At 67.7% G+C, this 19302-nt stretch carries 15 protein-coding genes; 5 read left to right on the top strand and 10 right to left on the bottom strand.

The features are described from left to right. Window positions 1-52: 52 nt before the first annotated feature. The 4 genes from ACOGXD_RS12390 to ACOGXD_RS12375 are packed head-to-tail and all read right to left on the bottom strand — an operon-like array spanning window position 53 to window position 2586. A complete protein-coding gene (locus tag ACOGXD_RS12390) occupies window positions 53-1078 on the bottom strand; it encodes a MerR family transcriptional regulator (RefSeq protein ID WP_419915344.1) in 1026 nt (341 codons plus the stop codon). Continuing rightward, on the bottom strand, window positions 1075-1527 hold the full coding sequence (locus tag ACOGXD_RS12385) for an FHA domain-containing protein (RefSeq protein ID WP_419915343.1): 453 nt from the start codon (window positions 1525-1527) through the stop codon (window positions 1075-1077). The genes ACOGXD_RS12390 and ACOGXD_RS12385 overlap by 4 nt, the downstream gene beginning before the upstream one ends. 5 nt (window positions 1528-1532) lie before the next feature. Continuing rightward, on the bottom strand, window positions 1533-1934 hold the full coding sequence (gcvH, locus tag ACOGXD_RS12380) for a glycine cleavage system protein GcvH (protein WP_419915342.1): 402 nt from the start codon (window positions 1932-1934) through the stop codon (window positions 1533-1535). 37 nt (window positions 1935-1971) lie between these two features. Further along, window positions 1972-2586: a CDP-alcohol phosphatidyltransferase family protein gene (locus ACOGXD_RS12375; protein WP_419915341.1), complete on the bottom strand. Its 615-nt coding sequence runs from the start codon at window positions 2584-2586 to the stop codon at window positions 1972-1974. Between the two features lie 51 nt (window positions 2587-2637). Between ACOGXD_RS12375 and ACOGXD_RS12370 the strand changes: the two genes are divergently transcribed. Continuing rightward, window positions 2638-3036, top strand: a complete 399-nt coding sequence (locus ACOGXD_RS12370; RefSeq protein WP_419915340.1) for an HIT family protein — start codon at window positions 2638-2640, stop codon at window positions 3034-3036. Window positions 3037-3059: 23 nt separating this feature from the next. On the opposite strand, the gene ACOGXD_RS12365 is transcribed toward ACOGXD_RS12370, so the two are convergent. The 3 genes from ACOGXD_RS12365 to leuS form a co-directional block, all read right to left on the bottom strand. Next, a complete protein-coding gene (locus tag ACOGXD_RS12365; protein ID WP_419915339.1) occupies window positions 3060-3809 on the bottom strand; it encodes an SOS response-associated peptidase in 750 nt (249 codons plus the stop codon). A gap of 91 nt (window positions 3810-3900) precedes the next feature. Beyond that, window positions 3901-5607, bottom strand: coding sequence for a thiamine pyrophosphate-binding protein (locus ACOGXD_RS12360; protein WP_419915338.1), 1707 nt, complete (start codon window positions 5605-5607; stop codon window positions 3901-3903). 18 nt (window positions 5608-5625) lie between these two features. Further along, on the bottom strand, window positions 5626-8481 hold the full coding sequence (gene leuS, locus ACOGXD_RS12355) for a leucine--tRNA ligase (RefSeq protein WP_419915337.1): 2856 nt from the start codon (window positions 8479-8481) through the stop codon (window positions 5626-5628). 84 nt (window positions 8482-8565) lie between these two features. Here leuS and ACOGXD_RS12350 point away from each other — a divergent pair, with 84 nt between their 5' ends. Beyond that, window positions 8566-10113 (top strand): methylmalonyl-CoA mutase family protein, encoded by a 1548-nt coding sequence (locus tag ACOGXD_RS12350; RefSeq protein WP_419915336.1) that lies wholly within the window; start codon window positions 8566-8568, stop codon window positions 10111-10113. Further along, window positions 10110-12392: a methylmalonyl-CoA mutase gene (scpA, locus tag ACOGXD_RS12345; RefSeq protein WP_419915335.1), complete on the top strand. Its 2283-nt coding sequence runs from the start codon at window positions 10110-10112 to the stop codon at window positions 12390-12392. The genes ACOGXD_RS12350 and scpA overlap by 4 nt, the downstream gene beginning before the upstream one ends. 21 nt (window positions 12393-12413) lie before the next feature. Here the strand turns inward: scpA and ACOGXD_RS12340 are convergent, their stop codons facing one another. Further along, window positions 12414-12968 (bottom strand): hypothetical protein, encoded by a 555-nt coding sequence (locus ACOGXD_RS12340; protein ID WP_419915334.1) that lies wholly within the window; start codon window positions 12966-12968, stop codon window positions 12414-12416. Between the two features lie 96 nt (window positions 12969-13064). Here ACOGXD_RS12340 and meaB point away from each other — a divergent pair, with 96 nt between their 5' ends. Then, window positions 13065-14093, top strand: coding sequence for a methylmalonyl Co-A mutase-associated GTPase MeaB (gene meaB / locus ACOGXD_RS12335; RefSeq protein ID WP_419917403.1), 1029 nt, complete (start codon window positions 13065-13067; stop codon window positions 14091-14093). Between the two features lies 1 nt (window position 14094). Here meaB and ACOGXD_RS12330 read toward each other — a convergent pair whose 3' ends face one another. Continuing rightward, window positions 14095-15054, bottom strand: a complete 960-nt coding sequence (locus tag ACOGXD_RS12330) for a ribonucleotide-diphosphate reductase subunit beta (RefSeq protein WP_419917402.1) — start codon at window positions 15052-15054, stop codon at window positions 14095-14097. 203 nt (window positions 15055-15257) lie between these two features. Beyond that, window positions 15258-17651: a ribonucleoside-diphosphate reductase subunit alpha gene (locus ACOGXD_RS12325; protein ID WP_419917401.1), complete on the bottom strand. Its 2394-nt coding sequence runs from the start codon at window positions 17649-17651 to the stop codon at window positions 15258-15260. 388 nt (window positions 17652-18039) lie between these two features. Between ACOGXD_RS12325 and ACOGXD_RS12320 the strand changes: the two genes are divergently transcribed. After that, window positions 18040-19299 (top strand): NAD(P)/FAD-dependent oxidoreductase, encoded by a 1260-nt coding sequence (locus tag ACOGXD_RS12320; protein WP_419915333.1) that lies wholly within the window; start codon window positions 18040-18042, stop codon window positions 19297-19299. The last annotated feature ends 3 nt before the right edge of the window (window positions 19300-19302 follow it).

Below are 19302 nucleotides of genomic sequence, written 5' to 3'. Positions count from 1 at the left end.
CCCGCACACTACTTCGGCCCTTGCGAAGCATGAGCCGGAGAAAGCTCCGGCGCTAGCGCCGGTAGCGGCGCAAGGCCTCCCCCATCACCACCGACCGCAGGCGCTCGCAGAGCGCGACCAGACGGCCCAGCGAACGCCGCGCGTCGACGTCTGCCGAAGCACCGCCGGCATGGAGAATCGGCTGGATGCCCTGCTCGAACATGGAGGCGTCCCGCGCCGCGGCATTGCGGACGACACGCAGGTGGCGGGCCTGCAATCCGTAGGTGGCGAACTCACGCGAGATGCGAGCGATGAGCAGCGCACTGCTGCCATAGCGCGGCTCAGGCGGTTCCAGGCCCAACGACGCCTGCACCGGGTCGGATGGTGTTGCGCCAGGCTGTGGCGGCAGCATGCGATCCGCATCATCATCGGCGAGCGGCACCAGCAGCCCGAAATCGGTGAGCTCGGCGATCTCGTCAAGTGTGAGCCCGGACTCGGCACTCAGGTCGGCTGCGCTGTACGTGCGGGTGTCGTCCTCAGCAGCCCACAACAGACCGGCGCCGCCAGAGGTCGGCGCCGCGGCTGGCTCGTTGACCCGGTCGGCGGTGTCCCTGCCGGCAGTGTCCCGGCTGGCAGTGTCTCGGCTGGCCAGGTCTGTGTTGGCGATGTCTTCGTCGCCCGCATCTGGGTCGGCATCGGCGTCGGCGGGCGACGTCCCGCCAGCCGGCTCCGCTGCATGTCCGCCAGGCCCCCCTGTCTCAGGCGCCGTCTCAGCGGCGGTTGGCAACTCGACGGGCCCGGTGATCCCGATGCCCCAGATGTCCGCCAGATGCTCGCCCCGATCGATCCGTTCGCCGATGATGCTGAGCGGCAGGTACTGATCGCGTTGGCGGGTGAGGATCCAGCGCAGCACTTCGATGTCGTGGGGCCCGAAGCTGCGGTAGCCCCCCGGCGTCCGGGCCGGCGAGATGAGCTTGCGATCTTCGAGGAACCGGATCTTGGAATCGGTCAGATCACTGAACTCGGGCCGCAGCAACGCAACGACCTCGCCGATCGACAGTCGTGCTCCAGATGAGGCAGGCTCGACCCCGCTGCTCACAGCCCGACCGAGGCAACCAGGTAGAGCAGCTTGAACTTGCCCACCTGCAGCTCGTCGCCGCTGTGCAAGACGACCTCGCCGTCGGTGCGAACGCCATTGATATAGGTGCCGTTCAGCGAGCCCACGTCGTAGAGGATGTGACCCCCATGGCCGAGCTCGAGCACCACGTGGCGGCGTGACACGGTGATGTCATCGAGGAACACATCGCTGTCGGGGTGGCGGCCGACGGTGAGCCGGTCGCCGGCCAATTCGAATCGTGTCCCCGACCGGTGCCCGGAGGTGACCACGAGCTCCGCCTGGCCGCTGTAGGGCGGCACCTCGGTGACGCCGACAGGCGAGAGCACTTCGGTGGGTGCATCGGCCGTCGCGCCCAGGCGCGCCCCGCAGTTGGAACAGAACCGGGCGTCATCGGCGCTCGACTTCCCACACTCGGCGCAGAGGATGGCCATGACGATCAGATGTCCTCGGCGATCAACGCGGCGTAGCCATCGGCATCGAGCAGTGCCTCCATCTCGGCGGAAGCCTGAGCCGCGTCGTCGGTCGGGGCGATGACGCAGATCCACCCGTCGCCGTACGGCGATTCGTTGACCAGCTGCGGTTCGTCCTCGAGGGCAACGTTCACCTCGACGACCTCGCCTGAGATCGGGGCGAAGATGTCCGAAACCGACTTGGTGGACTCGATCTCGCACATTGGCTCGTCGGCTGCGACCTGAGCACCGATCTCGGGCAACTCCACATACACGACATCACCGAGCGCGTCCTGCGCAAAGTCGGTGATGCCCACCTGCGCCCCGCCCTCGGCAGGACGCACCCATTCGTGATCGCTCGAGTAACGAAGCTCGGCGGGTATCTCCATGTTCGCGAACCTACCGGATAGCTGTCACACGGATAGCTCAGCCGCTGGTGCTGCCAGCGCGCCCCTCACGCACTGCATCGAATGCCTGGGGGATGTAGCCCACTGCCGACCAGTAGTGGATTGGCAGGCCGGTCGCCACGAACACCCAGGCCGCCACGCCGAAGGCCTCCGCCACGCCGATATCACTGTGGGAGGCCAAAAAGCACGGCACAGCGAACATCATGAGAAACGTGCCGGTCTTGCCCCACCATGTCACGTCGATCTTGCGAGCGCCGAGTGCCCCAAGCACCAGTGCCGCCACGGCGACCACTCCCTCGCGGAACAGCGCCAGCACCGCGATCCACAGCGGCAGCGAGCCGTCGGCGATCATCACCACCAGCGCGACCAGCAGCAGCAGCCGATCAGCGGTGGGGTCCAGGATCTTGCCGAGCTCCGAGACCTGGTCGAAGCGCCGCGCCACCCAGCCGTCGACCCAGTCAGTGGCACCGAGCGCGCCGAGCAGCAATGCGGCCGCCCAGCGGTCCTCGGCACCGAACACCAGCCACACGAACCATGGCAGGCAGCACAGGCGGGCCAGGCTGATCAGGTTCGGCACCGTGAACGGCCGCCACCCGGGCTCGGGGGCCGACGACGCATCGGAGGCCTCGCTCACGCGGCTCACAGTACCGACACCGCTCTTGGCTCGGCCTCTTAGGCTGCGCGCATGAGCACGATCTTCACGCGGATCATCGAGGGCGAGCTGCCCGGGACGTTCGTGTGGCGCGACGACCGCTGTGTTGCATTCCTGTCCATCAACCCGCTGTCGCCGGGTCACACGCTGGTAGTGCCGATAGCTGAGATCGACCACTGGCTGGACGTGCCGGCCGACCTGCAGGCGCACCTGTTCGATGTGTCCAGACGCATCGGGGAAGCTCAGATGCGCGCCCTGAGGCCCGAACGCATCGGGCTGGTGGTTGCTGGCTTCGAGGTGCCGCACTGTCACATCCATGTGTGCCCGGTGAACTCGATGGCCGACATGAACTTCGCCCGGCCCTTGCCGATGGCCTCAGCCGAGGAGCTGAGCGGGCCCGCCGATACCATCCGCGCCGCGCTGGACGGCTGAGCCGGCCCGCCTGCGGGGCGGGGCTAGAAGAGCTGATCCGCCTCGACGGGCTCGATGAGGCTCGCGTCGCGGTTGCGGACGTTGCCCACCTCTCGACCCACCCGGCGCGAACGCAGGGTGCCCTCATCCGCGGGCACGCACATGGCCGACAGCACGTCGAGATCGTCGTTGGCAGGGTCGAGCCACGTCTCCCACTGCGAGCGTTCCAGCAGTACCGGCATGCGGTCGTGAATCGGTGCCATGAAGCCGTTCGCGGCGGTGGTCAGCACCGTTGCCGAATGCAGGGCCTGGCGTGGACCGGTGGGGGCATCTGCGCCCGTTCCGTCACCTGCATCGCCGGCTGGACGCGGCGACCAGCGTTCCCACAGGCCCGCCATAGCGAGCATGGCACCGTCGGCGCGGGTGATGTAGTGCGGCAGCGGCCGGTCGTCGCGGCTCGTCCCTTTCGGAGCTTTGGGCCACTCGTAGAACCCGTCGGCAGGAACGATGCAACGGCGCCGCTTGAACGCACCACGGAACGAGTTCTTCGTTGCCGCTGTCTCGGACCGCGCATTGAACAGCGGTGGGCCCTTCGCGGGATCCTTGGACCATTGCGGTACCAGGCCCCACCGGAACGTCTCGATCCGGCGGGCATCGTCGTTGCCCACCACGGCCACGATGTCGGTCGTGGGTGCCACGTTGTAGCTGCGAGGTGCGTCGAAACCGGGCAATGGCGTGTCGAAGTGCGCCGCAATCTGCTCGAGACTGGCCGCTGAGACGAACCGTCCGCACATGCGCCGAGGGTAGGACGCTGCGGCGACGATCCATCCGCGAACTCGTACTCCGACAGAGGCCGCGCACCCGGCCGGTGCCAGGAAGCGGGACCTACACGTAGGTGGAGCCCTTCATGGCGCCGCGGTCCTGGCGTATCTCCACGTTCACCAGTGCCGGCATACCCGAGTCGAAGGCTCGCTGAAGCGCAGGTGCGATCTGGTCAGGCTCGGTCACGTGCTCGCCATGACCGCCCATGGCCTCGACCACCTTGTCGTAGCGGGTGTAGTTGAGCTCGGTGGCCACCACCCGGTCCTGGCCGTAGAGGCCAGCCTGCGGGCGCAGCATCTGGCCCCACGCAGCGTCGTTGCCCACGACTCCCACGATGGGCAGGCCGAATCGCACGGCAGTGTCGTACTCGAAGCCGTTGAGCCCGAACGAGCCGTCGCCGTAAACGATCAGCACCCGCTTGTCCGGGTGCGCCTTCTGCGCCGCCAACGCGAACGGCATCCCGACACCGAGCGTGCCGAGCGGTCCCGGGTCCATCCAGGTGCCGCGCCTGGGCACCCGGATCACCTTGGAGGCCTGGGCCACAATGTCGCCGCCGTCGCCGATCACGATCATGTCGTCGGTGACGGCGTCGGCGATCTCGCGGCACAGCCGCAGCGGGTCGATCGGCACCTCGTCGCTGTTGAGCTCGGCGCTGCGGGCCTCGTCCAGCTCGGCTTCGCGCGTGCGCAGCGCCGTGAGCTGTGCGCTGGCGTCCACGGTCACGCCGGTGGCCTTGAACACATCCAGCAGCGCATCGAAGTTGGCGCCAAGGTTGCCGACGAGGCTGACATCGGCGGGGCGGTTCTGGCCGATGAGCGTCTCGTCCAAGTCGAGCTGCACGATGCGGGCGTCGGCGGGGATGGCACGACCGAACTTCATGCGGAAGTCGAGCGGCGTGCCGGCCAGGATCACCACGTCAGCGGCTTCGAGTGCTTCCTTGCGAGTGAGCGAGAGAAACGACGGGTGATCCCACGAGATCTCCCCGCGCGCCATGCCGTTCACGTAACACGGCACGGACGTGGCATCCAGGAATGCCGCCAACGCATCGCCGCCTTCGCTCCATTTCAGTGCCGTGCCGGCCATCACGACTGGTCGTTCCGCTGAAGCAATCAAGTGGGCCGCCTGCTCCACCAGAGGGGCTGCAGCGGCAGCGGCCACCCGGTAATCGCGAAATCGGGGAACCTCGACGGCGTCAAGATCGACCCGACCATGCAGGATGTCCATGGGTATCTCCAGGAAGGCCGGGCCAGGCACACCGCTGAGCGCCGTGCGCACGGCCAGCTCGATGTACTCGGCAATGCGGCGGGTTTCCCCGCACGCACCTGACCACTTCGTCACCGGCCGCATGAGCGACACGTGGTCCATCTCCTGCAGCGAGCCGCGGCCGGCGTGCTTGAACGGCCCCTGGCCGCCGAAAACCAAGATCGGCGAATTGGCTCGCCAGGCATTCGCGACGCCGGTGACGCCGTCGGTCACCCCGGGACCCGCGGTGAGGATGGCCACGCCCACCTTGCCCGGGTGCAGGCGCGCCCACGCATCGGCGGCATGCGTCGCTGCTTGTTCATGGCGGACGTCGATCACGTCGATGCCCTCGTCGAGACAGCCGTCGTAGATGCCCATGACGTGCCCGCCCGACAGGGTGAACACGCACTCGACCCCGGCCGCCTTCAGTGCCCTTGCGGCGAGCTTGCCGCCGTGGGTCTCGGTGGCCGTCACGCCCAGCGTTCGCCGTTCCTTGCCGCTCATGTCGTTCTCCCCCTGCGCCAGCACGTGATTGATTCTGCTGGCTTACGCCAGCACGATGTTCACCAGCTTGCCCGGTACGGTCACCACGCGCCGGATGTCTGCGCCGGCGGTGAGCTGGGCGATGCGTTCGTCGGCTTTGGCTGCGGTTTCGAGATCAGCCGGCGAGATGCCGGCGTCGACCGTTATCCGGCTGCGGACCTTGCCGTTCACCTGTACGGGCACCTCGATCACCTCGGCCGCCAGCATCGCAGGATCCGCCAGTGGGAACGGTGCGTAGACCACCGTGGTCGTATTGCCCAGCTTCGACCACAGCTCCTCGGCCAGGTGCGGCACCAGTGGCGCCAGCAGGCGCACCAGCACGTCGGCGACAGAACGGGGCGTCGCGCCGCCCCGCCGGGTCAGCTCGTTGTTCAGCTCGGTGATGCGCGCGATCGCCGAGTTGAAGCGCAGATCCGACATGGCATCGGTGACCGCGTCGACAGTTCGATGCACCATGCGCTCGAGGTCAGCGTCGGGTTCGACATCGACGACCGTGATCTCGCCGGTCTCCTCGTCGACCAGACTTCGCCACACACGCTGCAGCAGCCGGTGCGAGCCGATCACCGAGTGCGTCTCCCAGGGACGGCCCTGATCCAGCGGACCCATGAACATCTCGTAGGTCCGCAGCGTGTCGGCCCCATAGGCGCTGTAGATGTCGTCGGGCGTGACCGCGTTGCGCAGCGACTTGCCCATCTTGCCGAAGTGACGGGTGACCTCGACATCGCCCCAGAAGAACGTGCCGTCCCGCTCGACCACCTCCGAAGCCTCCACGTACACCCCTCGGCTGTCCTGGTAGGCGGCCGCCTGGATGTAGCCCTGGTTGTACAACCGGCCGAACGGCTCGGGGCCGCTCACGTGACCCAGGTCGTACAGCACCTTGTGCCAGAAGCGGGCATACAGCAGGTGAAGCACGGCATGCTCCACGCCGCCGACATAGAGATCGACTCCGCCAACCCCGCCGTCGGGGTCAGCCATCCAGAACCGCTCCACTTCGGGATCCACCAAAGCGTCGTCGTTGGCGGGATCGAGGTAGCGCAGGTAATACCAGCACGATCCGGCCCACTGGGGCATCGTGCTCAGCTCCCGGCGGTATGTGCGCTCGCCGTCGCCCAGGTCGTAGATGGCGGTGGCCCACTCGGTGGCGCGGCCGAGCGGAGGCTCCGGTTCCGACGACTCGTCGAGTGCCCGGGGAGCCCAGTCGATCAGCTCGGGCAGCTCGACCGGCAGCTCGCTCTCGGGCACCGCCAGGGGCAATCCCGTCTCGTCGAACACGATGGGGAACGGCTCGCCCCAGTAGCGCTGCCGGCTGAACAGCCAGTCCCGCAGCTTGTAGGTGACCGTGCGGCGGCCGCAGCTCCGCTCTTCCAGCCAGTCGCAGATGGCGTCGATGGCCTCGGCCTTTTCTAAGCCGTTCAGGAAATCGCTGTTGATGGCCGGCCCGGCACCGTCGTAGGCCTCGCCATCGAAGTCTGGCGGCGGCTGCACCGTGCGCATGATCGGCAGCCCGAACTGGACGGAGAAATCCCAGTCGCGCTGATCCTCTCCCGGCACCGACATGACGGCGCCCGTGCCGTAGTCGATCAGCACGTAGTCGGCGACGAACACCGGCACCGGCTCGCCGCTGGTGGGCACGCAGCAGTTCACTCCCAGCCACACGCCGGTTTTGTCGCGCTCGGTCTGGCGCTGCAAGTCGGTCATTGCTGCAGCCTGTGCACGGTATGCGTCGAGGGCCTCACGGGGCGTCGCGGCACCTCCGGTCCAGCGTGGATCGGTATCCGGTGGCCACTCGTCGGCCACCATCTCGTCGACAAGCGGGTGCTCGGGAGCCAGCAGCATCGCCGTCGTCCCGTAGATCGTGTCGGGACGGGTGGTGAACACCTCGATATCCAGGCCAGACTCGCCCGGCTCGGTGTCTGTCGCGAAGCTGATGTAGGCGCCCTCGCTGCGGCCGATCCAGTTGCGCTGCATGAGCTTGACGCTCTCGAACCAGTCCACACGGTCGAGGTCGGCCAGCAGCCGGTCGGCATACGCCGTGATGCGCATCATCCACTGCTTCATCGGGCGGCGGAAGACCGGATGATTGCCTCGGTCGGACCGTCCCTCGTTCGTGACCTCCTCGTTGGCCAGCACCGTTCCCAGCGCAGGGCACCAGTTGACCGGGGCTTCGCCCAGGTAGGCCAGGCGGTGCTCGTCGAGCTCGGTGCGCCGCTCGACGTCGCTCATCTCGGCCCACACAGCACCGCTGGTCGTGGCCTTCTGCCCGTTCTCGAACAGCTCGATCAACTCCGCGATCGGGCGGGCCCGCTGCGCGTCGGTGTCGTACCAGGAATTGAAGATCTGCAGGAAGATCCATTGCGTCCAGCGGTAGTACTCGACATCGGTGGTGGCCAGCGATCGCTGATCGTCGTGCCCGAGCCCCAGCCGGGCCAGCTGGCGCGACATGTTTGCGATGTTCCGCTCGGTATTGATCCGGGGGTGCTCACCGGTCTGGCGGGCGTGTTCCTCGGCAGGCAGGCCGAACGCGTCATAGCCCATCGGGTGCAGCACCACGTAGCCGCACATGCGCTTGAAGCGTGCATACACGTCGGTGCCGATGTAGCCCAGCGGGTGCCCCACATGCAGGCCCGAACCCGAGGGGTAGGGGAACATGTCCATGATGAACAGCTTGTTCTTGTTGGTCGCCGGGGCCTCCAGCGAGCTGCTTGGATTGGGGGTGCGGTAGGTGCCATCGGCCCTCCACCGCTCCTGCCAGCGCAGCTCGATCTCGTTCGCCATCTCGGCGTTGTAACGATACGGAGGGAGCTCGCTCCCCTCAGCTGAGTGCGCGACAGCGACATCGGCCGATGAGGGGGGATTCATGCGGCAAAGGATGCCACGGTCACCCGCGAATCACTAAGAGAGAGCCACATTCCCGTCCGGAAGGCGACCGCTACCCTGCGGACCGTGGCCGAGACGCCTCCATCGCAGCACGACACCGCGCTTGGCGATCCTGGCTTCGCCGATGTCTCCGAGAGCGACTGGGAAGCCGCGGCCGAAGGAGCGCTGCGGGGCGAGCCGCTGTCGTCCCTCCACACGACGCTGCTCGACGGCATCGAGACCGCCCCGCTGTACACCGCGCATCGCCATAGCACCGAGGCTGACCCGTCGGGCTTGCCCGGCAGTGCACCATTTGCCCGCGGTGCCACCGCCGCGAGCGGCGCACAGGGCTGGCAAGTGCGCCAGATCCACGACGTGCGACTTGTGAGCACCCCAGACGCCGTCGCCGTGGACACGACATCGGGCGTGGATGCCGTCACTGTCGGCCGGGGCTGGGACGCCGACGGTGATGGCACCGCACTCGCCGCAGGCATCGGCGATGCCGCCGGTGCCGGCGTGACGATCCACCTGCAGTCCGGCGCATCACCTGCGCACGCCGCGGCACTGCTGGATGTCTTCGACCGACACGGTGTGGATCTCGCTGGCCTGAACTCCTGGCTCGGTCTCGACCCGATCGCGGCGGTCGCCAGCGGTTGGCACTGGGCCGACTTGAGTAGCTGCTCCACGCTCGTCTCCTCGATGTGCAGCACAGCGCGCAGCGCCGCCGAGATTGCACAGCGCTCGCCTGGTGCCGTGCCGCTCGAGGCTGACGGATCGGTCTTCGCCGATGCCGGCGCGAGCGACGCCACCGAGCTGGCTGCGATGCTCGCGACCGCGGTGGCGTGGCTGCGGGCGATCTGCGACAACGCCGACGGACCTGGACTCAACCCGGATGCGGCCGCTCGCCTGCTGGGCTTCACGCTTTCCGCAGGACCCGACGCATTCCTGGTCACCGCCAAGTGCCGGGCGCTGCGGATGTGCTGGGCCCGTGTGCTGGGCACCTGCGGGGTCGACGGCACCGGCGACGAGGGGCCGCCGATGCGGCTCCACGCAGTCACCACGACAGCCATGCTGAGCGCTGTCGACCCGTGGGTGAACATGCTGCGCGCCACCACGGCGTCGTTCGGTGCCGCGAACGGAGGCGTCGACGCCATCACCGTCCGACCCTTTGACGCCGTCAGCGCCGGTCAGGCGTCCAGCGGCCTGGGATGGCGCGTCGCCGCCAACACGCAGCTGATCCTTCGCCACGAGAGCCGCATCGGATCGGTCATCGACCCCGCCGGGGGAAGCTGGTACCTCGAAGACCTCACGCGCAAGCTGGCGCACGCGGCCTGGGACCGCTTCGGGGCGATCGAAGCCGCCGGCGGCATCTGCGCTGCGATGGCCAGCGGCGAGCTGGAGGCGTCGATCGTCGCCGAACGGGAGCTGCGCGACCAGCAGATCGCGGCGGGCGAGCAGGTGCTCGTCGGCGTCACCGACTTCGTGGACTCACAGGCTCAGCAGGACTCGGGAGCGAGCGTCGTCGCCGGCGAGCCGGCCGGCGCGCCTGCGGTGGGGCTGGGCGTGCACCGCTGGGCGGCGCCCTACGAGACTGAGCCGGCGGGCGAAGCGGTGGCTGGGGAGGCAGGGTCATGAGCGTCATCGGCGACTTCTCGAACCTCGAGCTTGATGACGCAGGGCCGGCCCGAACGAGCTCGAACGGCGCGAGCCGCCCTGGATCGTCGGCAAGAGCAGAGTGGTCGGAGCGATTCGCCTCCGAAACCGGCCACGCCCCCGCTCCCAGCACGACGCCCGAAGGCATCGACATCGCGCCGCTGTACGTGGCCGCGGATGTCGCCGACTTCTACGACAGCGGCCCCGACACCGGCGGGAACGGCCCCGCAGGGCGCACGTACCTCGACGGCTACCCCGGTTTCGCCCCGTACCTGCGCGGCCCGTACCCGACGATGTACACGAACCAGCCGTGGACGATCCGCCAGTACGCCGGCTTCTCCACCGCCGAGGACTCCAACGCGTTCTACCGGCGCAACCTGGCCGCAGGCCAGCGCGGCCTGTCGGTTGCGTTCGACCTGGCGACCCACCGGGGCTACGACTCGGACCATCCCAGAGTGAGCTCAGACGTGGGCATGGCCGGTGTGGCCATCGACTCGATCCTGGACATGCGCACGCTGTTCGACGGAATCCCGCTCGACCGCATGAGCGTGTCGATGACCATGAATGGCGCCGTGCTGCCGGTGCTGGCGCTCTACGTGGTGGCTGCCGAGGAGCAGGGCGTCGCGCCCGCCCAGCTCACCGGGACCATCCAGAACGACATCCTCAAAGAGTTCATGGTCCGCAACACCTACATCTACCCGCCCCAGCCCTCCATGCGGATCATCAGCGACATCTTCGAGTTCACCTCGGCCGAGATGCCTCGCTACAACTCGATATCCATCTCCGGCTACCACATGCAGGAAGCCGGGGCGACTGCCGACCTCGAGCTGGGCTACACGCTGGCCGACGGTTTGGAGTACCTGCGCTGCGGCATCGGCGCCGGCATGGGCATCGACGACTTCGCCCCGCGCCTGAGCTTCTTCTGGGGCATCGGCATGGACTTCTTCATGGAAGTGGCCAAGCTGCGGGCTGCCCGGCTGCTGTGGGCCAAGCTGGTCGCCGGCTTCGAGCCCCAGAATCCTCGATCGCTGTCGTTGCGGACGCACTGCCAGACCTCGGGCTGGTCGCTCACCGCCCAGGATCCGTACAACAACGTGGTGCGCACCTGCATCGAGGCCATGGCCGCCGTCGACGGCCACACCCAGAGCCTGCACACCAACGCTTTCGATGAGGCGTTGGCGTTGCCGAGCGACTTCAGCGCCCGCATCGCCCGCAACACGCAGCTGTTCCTGCAGCACGAAGCCGGCGCGACCCGGGTGATCGATCCGTGGGGCGGGAGCTACTACGTGGAGCGGCTCACTGCCGAGTTGGCGCAACGGGCCTCCGCCCACATCGAAGAGATCTCCCAGCTCGGCGGCATGGCCCGCGCCATCGAGGCCGGCATTCCCAAGATGCGCATCGAGGAGGCCGCGGCCCGCACCCAGGCCCGCATCGAGGCCGGGCAGCGCACGGTTGTCGGGGTCAACCGCTTCAGGTCTGAGCTGGACAACGAGGTTGACATCCTGCGGGTGGACAACGCCGAGGTGCGCGCCGCCCAGCTGGCGAAGCTGGATCGCCTGCGCAGCGGCCGCGATGCCGATGCTGTGCGTCGCTCGCTGGACGCGCTGCGTGAGGTGGCCCGCAGCGGCGAGGGCAACCTGCTGGCCGCATCCGTCGATGCAGCGCGCTGCCATGCCACCGTGGGGGAGATCAGCGCGGCGATGGAGGACGCCTTCGGGCGGCACACTGCCCAGATACGCACCATCAGCGGCGTGTACGGGAGCGAGATGGCTGGCGACAGTTCGGGCGACGATGGCACCCATCCGATGGCGGCCGCCGTCGATGCCGTGCGCAGCCGGGTTGCTGCCTTCGGGGAGCAGACCGGGCGCCGGCCGCGCATTCTCATCGCGAAGATGGGCCAGGACGGCCATGACCGGGGCCAGAAAGTGGTGGCCACGGCTTACGCGGATCTGGGTTTCGACGTCGACATCGGTCCGCTGTTCAGCACGCCTGCCGAGACGGCCCGCCAAGCCGTCGAGAACGACGTCCATGTCGTAGGCGCCTCGTCGCTCGCCGCAGGCCACTTGACGCTGGTGCCGGAGCTGCGGGAAGCGCTGGCAGATCTCGGCCGGCCCGACATCCTGATCGTGGTCGGCGGCGTCATCCCGGCGCAGGACTTCGACGCGCTGCGGGCAGCAGGTGCCGCCGCGATCTACCCGCCAGGCACCGTCATTGCCGAAGCTGCATCAGAGATGCTGGACCTGCTCGAGGGGGCTGGTTAGCACCCCGCCACCGCCGCCGGTTCAGCGGTGGCGACGTCCCACGTTGCGGACCTTCTTCTTGGCCCGAGCGGCGCGGTAGGCCGAGCTGGAGGCCGCTCGCATGCCGCGCGGAGCAGCCGCGAGCCTCGCATCGGCGTCTTCTAGGTGGCTGTGGTAGCGGCGGTGCACCCACAGCTTCTCGTCGCCGACGACGATCTGCCCCCACGCCGAGCCGCGGATGTCGAACGGCGCCGTGCGCTCGATGCGGCCCAGCAGCTCGACCGGCTTGGCCGGCCGAAGCGCCCGGGTGCGCATGACCACGATGTCGGCATCGGTCAGCGCGAGCAAGCGGTAACGCGACATCGTCAGCACCGCCGCTGTCGCGAAGACCGTCGTGGAGATCAGGCTGACCTGCACCCACGGCAGATCCACCGTCAGCACGATGCCGGCCAGCGCCGCCACGCCGATCACCAGCATCGAGAAGGGGTGCAGCCCGCCCTGCGCCGGCACGAGTGCGTGCAGGTGGTCGCCTTGGTTCAGGTACTGCTCAGCGGGGTGGGAGCGGTCCCCCGTTCGCATCCGCTTCAGCAATCCCACCGAGACATTTTGCCCGAAATGCAGCACAGTGCGGACGAGACAGCGACCTGATAGGAACATCCCGACGAGGAATCCGGCTTGGCAGCCGGCATCCCGATGCTGTTCGTCCCCGGTACGTTGCACCCAGTGACCGACACCGTCTCTCACGCCGACATCACCGGGCTCGCCGCTGGCGTGCGCGCCTGCGACCGCGCCGCCATCGGCCAGGCGATCACATTGGTCGAGTCTCAGCGCCCTGCCGACGCGGCACCTGCACAAGCCCTGCTGGGCAAGCTGTTGCCGTACACGGGCTATGCGCACCGCGTGGGCATCACCGGTGTTCCCGGAGTGGGCAAGAGCACGCTCATCGAGACGCTCGGCACTGCACTGACGAGGCAGGGTCACCGGGTCGCCGTGCTGGCCGTCGACCCGACTTCGGCGCTGCACGGAGGCTCGATCCTGGGCGACAAGACCCGCATGACCTCCCTGGCAAATGATCCGGCGGCCTTCGTGCGACCGTCCCCAACCGCGGGTGAGCTCGGCGGCGTGACCAAGGTGACCCGTGAGACGATTCTCGTGCTCGAAGCCGCGGGGTTCGACGTCGTACTGGTCGAGACCGTGGGCGTCGGCCAGTCGGAGACGGCCGTGGCCGACATGGTGGATTTCTTTGTGGTGCTGATGCTGCCGGGCGCCGGCGACGACCTGCAAGGCATCAAGAAAGGCATCCTCGAGATCGCGGACCTGATCGCGGTCAACAAGGCCGACGGAGACAACGTCGAGCGGGCCGCCAACGCGGCACGCGACTACCAGCTGGCGCTGCACATGACCCAGCCGGCTTCGCCGACGTGGACTCCTCCGGTGATCACCTGCTCAGGCCTGACCGCAGACGGCCTCGAGACGCTGTGGGACCACGTGACCGAGCACCGCCGGCTCATGTCGGCATCGGGCGAGCTGGCAGCCCGCCGGGCGGACCAGCGGGTGCGCTGGATGCGCTCCATGCTCACCGAGCGCATGCGCTCGCGCCTGGCAACGCGCGCCCAAGACCTGCTCGCCGATCTCGAAGACGAGGTGCGAGCCGACCGGCTGACGCCGACCGCTGCGGTGGACCGGCTGATGGCAGCCTTCGACGCGTCGACGGACGCCTAGTTCAGAAGTCCTCGTCGAAGGCAACCTCGCCTTCGATGCCCACCTGGTAGCTGGCGACGGTGCGCTCGAAGAAGTTCGTGAGCTCCTGCACGTCCTGCAGTTCCATGAACGAGAAGGGATTCTTCGAGCCGTACTCCTTGGCGAGGCCGAGCTGGGCAAGCCGCTGGTCGGCCACGAACTCCAGATACGCCCGGGTGTCGGTCACCGACATCCCCGCCACGCCTCCGGACAGCACATCGTGCGCGAACTGCGTCTCGACGTCGACCGCCTCGGTGACCATCTGCCGGATCCGATCGGCGAGATCCTGGTCGAACAGGTCGGGCTCCTCGGCCCGGATCGTGCGGACCACCTCGAAAGCGAAGTTCATGTGCGCCGACTCGTCCCGGAACACCCAATTCGTGCCGGCAGCCAAGCCGTTCAGCAGCCCCTTCGAGCGCAGGAAATACACGTAGGCAAAGGCTGCGAAGAAGAACAGCCCCTCGATGCACGCAGCGAAGCAGATGAGGTTCAGCACGAAGGCCTTGCGGTGCTCTGCGGTGGAGAGTTGATCCAGCGACCACACGCTGTCCATCCAGCGGAAGCAGAAATCTGCCTTGGCGGCAATCGAGGGAATGTTCTCGATGGCCGCGAACGCCGCTGACCGTTCGTGCAGGTCGGGGATGTAGTGATCCAGCAGCGTCAGGTAGAACTGCACGTGCAGCGCTTCCTCGTACAGCTGCCGGCTCAGATACATGCGAGCCTCAGGGCTGTTGATGTGCTGGTACAGGTTCAGCACCAGGTTGTTGGCCACGATCGAGTCGCCGGTGGCGAAGAACGCCACGAGCCGGTTGATGAGGTGCCGCTCGGCGGGCGCCAGCTTGCGGTTGAGGTCGACGATGTCGTCGGAGAAATCGATCTCCTCCACCGTCCACGTGTTGCGGATGGCATCGCGGTACATGTCGAAGAACTGCGGGTACCGCATCGGCCGCAGCGTCAGCTCGAAGCCCGGGTCCAGGATGTTGCCGCTGCGGGCGCCGGCTGCAGCGCCCGGGTCGGTCTGCGATTCGCCGTCCGCAAGCGGCTGGGTCGGAAGCGGCTCGGGCGTGAGTTCGGGTGCTGTCTGCACGAGTGCCATGGGGATCCTCTGTCTGTGTCAGGTGGTTCGGCCGGGTAGCTCGCGCCGGCTCATTCGCAGGCTTCGCAGGTCTCGGGGTTCTCCAGCGAGCACGCCACGGCCTCGGCGGCGGCTGGGTCGGGCATGGTCGACACGGTCGCCTGCATGGCAGCGGCGCCGTTGGGCTGGCTCCCGTTGCCGCCCGATGCGGTGTCGGTGGTGGTCTGGTTGATGCGGGTGGCCGGGCGGGAGCGCAGGTAGTACGTGGTCTTCAGGCCCGACTTCCAGGCGTGCATGTACATGGAGGAGAGCTTCCCGATGTTGGGGCTCTCCATGAACAGGTTCAGCGACTGGCTCTGATCGACGAAGGCGCCGCGTGCTGCGGCCATGTCGATGAGCGCCCGCTGGGGCAGCTCCCACGCCGTGCGGTACACCGAGCGAAGATCGTCGGGGATCTCCGCGATGTTCTGCACCGAGCCCTCAGCCATCTTGATCTTGTTGGCCATGGCCTCGCTCCACAGGCCGCGCTGCTGCAGCTCGCGCACTAGGTAGCGATTGATCTGCATGAACTCGCCCGAGAGCGTCTCGCGCTTGAACAGGTTCGACACCTGCGGCTCGATGCACTCGTAGCAGCCGGCGATCGAGGCGATGGTGGCCGTGGGCGCAACCGCCACCAGCAGCGAGTTGCGCAGGCCGTGCTGGCCGATCCGCTCACGCAGCTCTGCCCAGCGCTCCGGCACCGACGGCTCGACGCCCCACAGGTCGAACTGCAGCTGCCCGGCTGCCGCTCGTGTGTCGCCGAACGCAGCATGGGGCCCGTGCTTGCGGGCCAGCTCGCAGCTCGACCAGAGCGCCCAGTAGTAGATCTCCTCGGCGATCCGGGCCGCAGTCTCGACCGCCTCGGGCGAGTCGAAGTCGAGGCCGAGCTGGAAGAACACGTCCTGCAGGCCCATCACGCCGAGCCCGACAGGACGCCAGCGCTCATTCGACCGGGCGGCCTCGGGCGTCGGGTAGTAGTTGATGTCGATGACGCGGTCCAGGTAGGGCACCGCGGTGCGCACCACCTCTCCCAGCGCCTCGTAGTCGACTGTCTTGCCGCTGTCGTGGCCGTCCCGCACGAACTTGGCGAGGTTGACCGAGCCGAGATTGCAGACGGCCGTCTCGGCGTCGCTGGTGACCTCGAGGATCTCCGTGCACAGGTTCGACAGGTGGATGACATTGCCGGGCTCGCCGGTCTGGTTGGACTTGGCGTTCGAGGCGTCCTTGAAGGTCATCCAGCCGTTGCCGGTCTGGGCGAGCGTGCGCATCATGCGGCTGTAGAGCTCGCGGGCCGACACCTGCCGCTCGTACCGGCCGCTGGCCTCGGCCTCGCGGTACGCATCGGTGAACTCGTCGCCGTACAGGTCGGTGAGATGCGGCACCTGCTTGGGATCGAACAGCGACCATTGCCAGTCGTTCTCGACCCGGCGCATGAACTCGTCGGGCACCCAGTTCGCCAGGTTCAGATTGTGGGTGCGCCGAGCATGGTCGCCGGTGGAGTCCTTCAGCTCCAGGAACTCCTCGATGTCGGCATGCCACGACTCGAGGTACACGCACGCTGCGCCCTTGCGCCGGCCGCCCTGGTTCACGGCCGCAACCGACGAGTCGAGCGTCTTGAGCCACGGCACGATGCCGTTCGACAGGCCGTTGGTGCCGCTGATCAGCGAGCCACGCGACCGCACCCGGTGCCAGCCCACGCCGATGCCGCCGGCGAACTTCGACAGCTTGGCGATGTCGGAATAGCGGTCGTAGATGCCTTCGAGCGAATCGGTGGGGCTGTCGAGCAGGTAGCACGACGACATCTGCGGGTGGGCCGTGCCGGAGTTGAACAGCGTGGGCGACGACGGCAGGTAGCGCAGGCTGGAGATGAGCTCGTAGAACGAGATGGCCTCTTCAGCCGTCTGCGACAGGCCGCAGGCCACCCGCAGCAGGAAATACTGCGGCGTCTCGATGACCGTTCGGCGCTCCGGGTGCCGCAGCAGGTAGCGGTCGTAGACCGTGCGGAGCCCGAAGAACTCGAAGCCGCCGTTGCGCTCCGGCAGGACGGCGTCGTTGAGCTTGCGGGCATTGGCAGCCACGAATGCCACCACATCGGGGTGGATGAGCCCGCACTCGCCGCCTTCGGAGATGGACTGGCTGAACGAGTAGATGTTCTGATTCTGGACTTCCTTGTCGATGTAGGTGGCCAGCAAGCGGGCAGCCAGCTTCGAGTAGTTCGGCTCCTCAGAGATCAGCGCCGCGGCCGTGCGAATCGACAGCTCGTCGAGCTCTGTGGTGGTAGCGCCGTCATGAAGACCCGAGATTGTCCGCGTCGCCACCCGCATGGGATCGACGCCGGCCAGTTCGATGGCGCACCGTTCGACGGCGCGGACGATCTTGTTGACATCGACGGCCTGCATGGAACCGTCGCGCTTCTGCACGCGCATTCCCGGAGTGTCGGCCGCGTCAGCGTGATGCGAGGTGTCGGCTGCAGATGCATCGGTGATGCTCATCTGCTGGCGCCTTGACATAGACAGGCACCGAGGTGCGCTGTGCGACGTGTGGTGATCATGCCGGTCTCCGTCCCTCTCATCCCGCCGGATGCAGTGCCGTCTCGAGTGCTGGAGAGCGACGGCAACTGCTCAAATCACACTGTCGTAGTTACACAGGTGTGAGGAACAGTTATAGCGCGCCCGGATAGCTGCTGCGCGCCTTGGCCCGATCCCCTGCCAACTGGCGCAGTACGAGGCCGCTGGCGTCGCACCGCCGCGCGGTCTGCCCGCGTCGGCACTGCCCACCGGTCATCCCTTCCCGCGGAGATGACACACTGCTCGCGTGTCGAAATCCTCGAAACGCATAGTCATCGTCGGTGCCTCGCTGGCGGGTGCGCGCGCAGCGCACAGCGTGCGCTCTGCAGGCCATGACGGGCCGTTGACGCTCATCGGTGCCGAACCCCATCTCCCCTACGACCGACCTCCCCTTTCCAAGGAGTTCCTCACCGGCGATCAAGATCCCAGCTCGCTGGCCCTCGACCCAGAGGGCGCCTACGACGACCTCGATGTGGAGGTCATGCTGAGCACCCACGCGGTGGGGCTCGACGTGGCGGCTCGAACAGTCGCTGTCGCCCCAGCGGCAGGCGGCAGCGCCGAGACCGTGCCATTCGACGGCCTCGTCATCGCGACCGGCGCGGCGGCTCGGTCGCTGCCGGGCACCGAGGGCATCAGGGGCGTCCACACGCTGCGGACCGTCGACGACGCGCAGGCCATCCGGGAAGGTCTCATAGCTGGCGCACGAGTCGCCGTCGTGGGCGGCGGGTTCATCGGTTCGGAGGTAGCGGCCTCGGCCAAGGCCCGGGGCTGCGAGGTCACCGTGATCGAGGCAGCCAGCGCGCCGTTGGTGCGCGGGCTGGGCGCTGAGATGGGCACGCGGGTCGGTGCGCTGCACGGCCAGAACGGCGTGGAGCTGCGGCTGGGCATCGGCGTCGACGGCGTACTGGGGGCCGACCGTGTCGAAGCGGTTGCCATGGCAGACGGCAGTCGCGTCCCCGCCGATCTCGTGGTCGTCGGCATCGGGGTCGTGCCCAACACGGCGTGGCTGGAAGGCTCGGGACTGCAGATCGACAACGGCGTGGTGTGCGATGAGACGCTCTGCTGCGGACCGGAAGGCGTCTACGCCGTGGGCGATGTTGCGCGCGCCGGCAATGGCTGGCTGGTGCCGCTGGGGATTTCCGAGCCGGTCCGGGTCGAGCACTGGACGGCGGCAGTCGAGCATGGCATGGCTGTGGGACGCAACCTGGTCGCGCCTGCCGAAGCTCAGCCGTACAACTCGGTTCCCTTCGTGTGGTCCGACCAGTACGACGCCCGCATCCAGATTGCCGGACATCCCGACGCCGACGACGATGTTGAGGTGCTCGTCGGCTCGGCTGAAGATGACCCAGACTCAGGTCGCTCGTTCTTGGCCGGTTACCGGCACAACGGCCGCCTGAGCGGGGTGATGGCGCTCGACGCGATCAGGCCATTCGTGCGATTCCGCCGCCTGCTGGCCAACCACCCGACGTGGGACGAGGCGCTGGAGCTCGCCGCAACCCTCGGCTGATCG

The organism is Candidatus Poriferisodalis sp. (genome assembly GCF_965204125.1).
GTDB lineage: Bacteria > Actinomycetota > Acidimicrobiia > Acidimicrobiales > Poriferisodalaceae > Poriferisodalis.
Note: the sequence above shows the minus strand (reverse complement) of the source record. Positions and strands in the feature narration are given on the sequence as shown.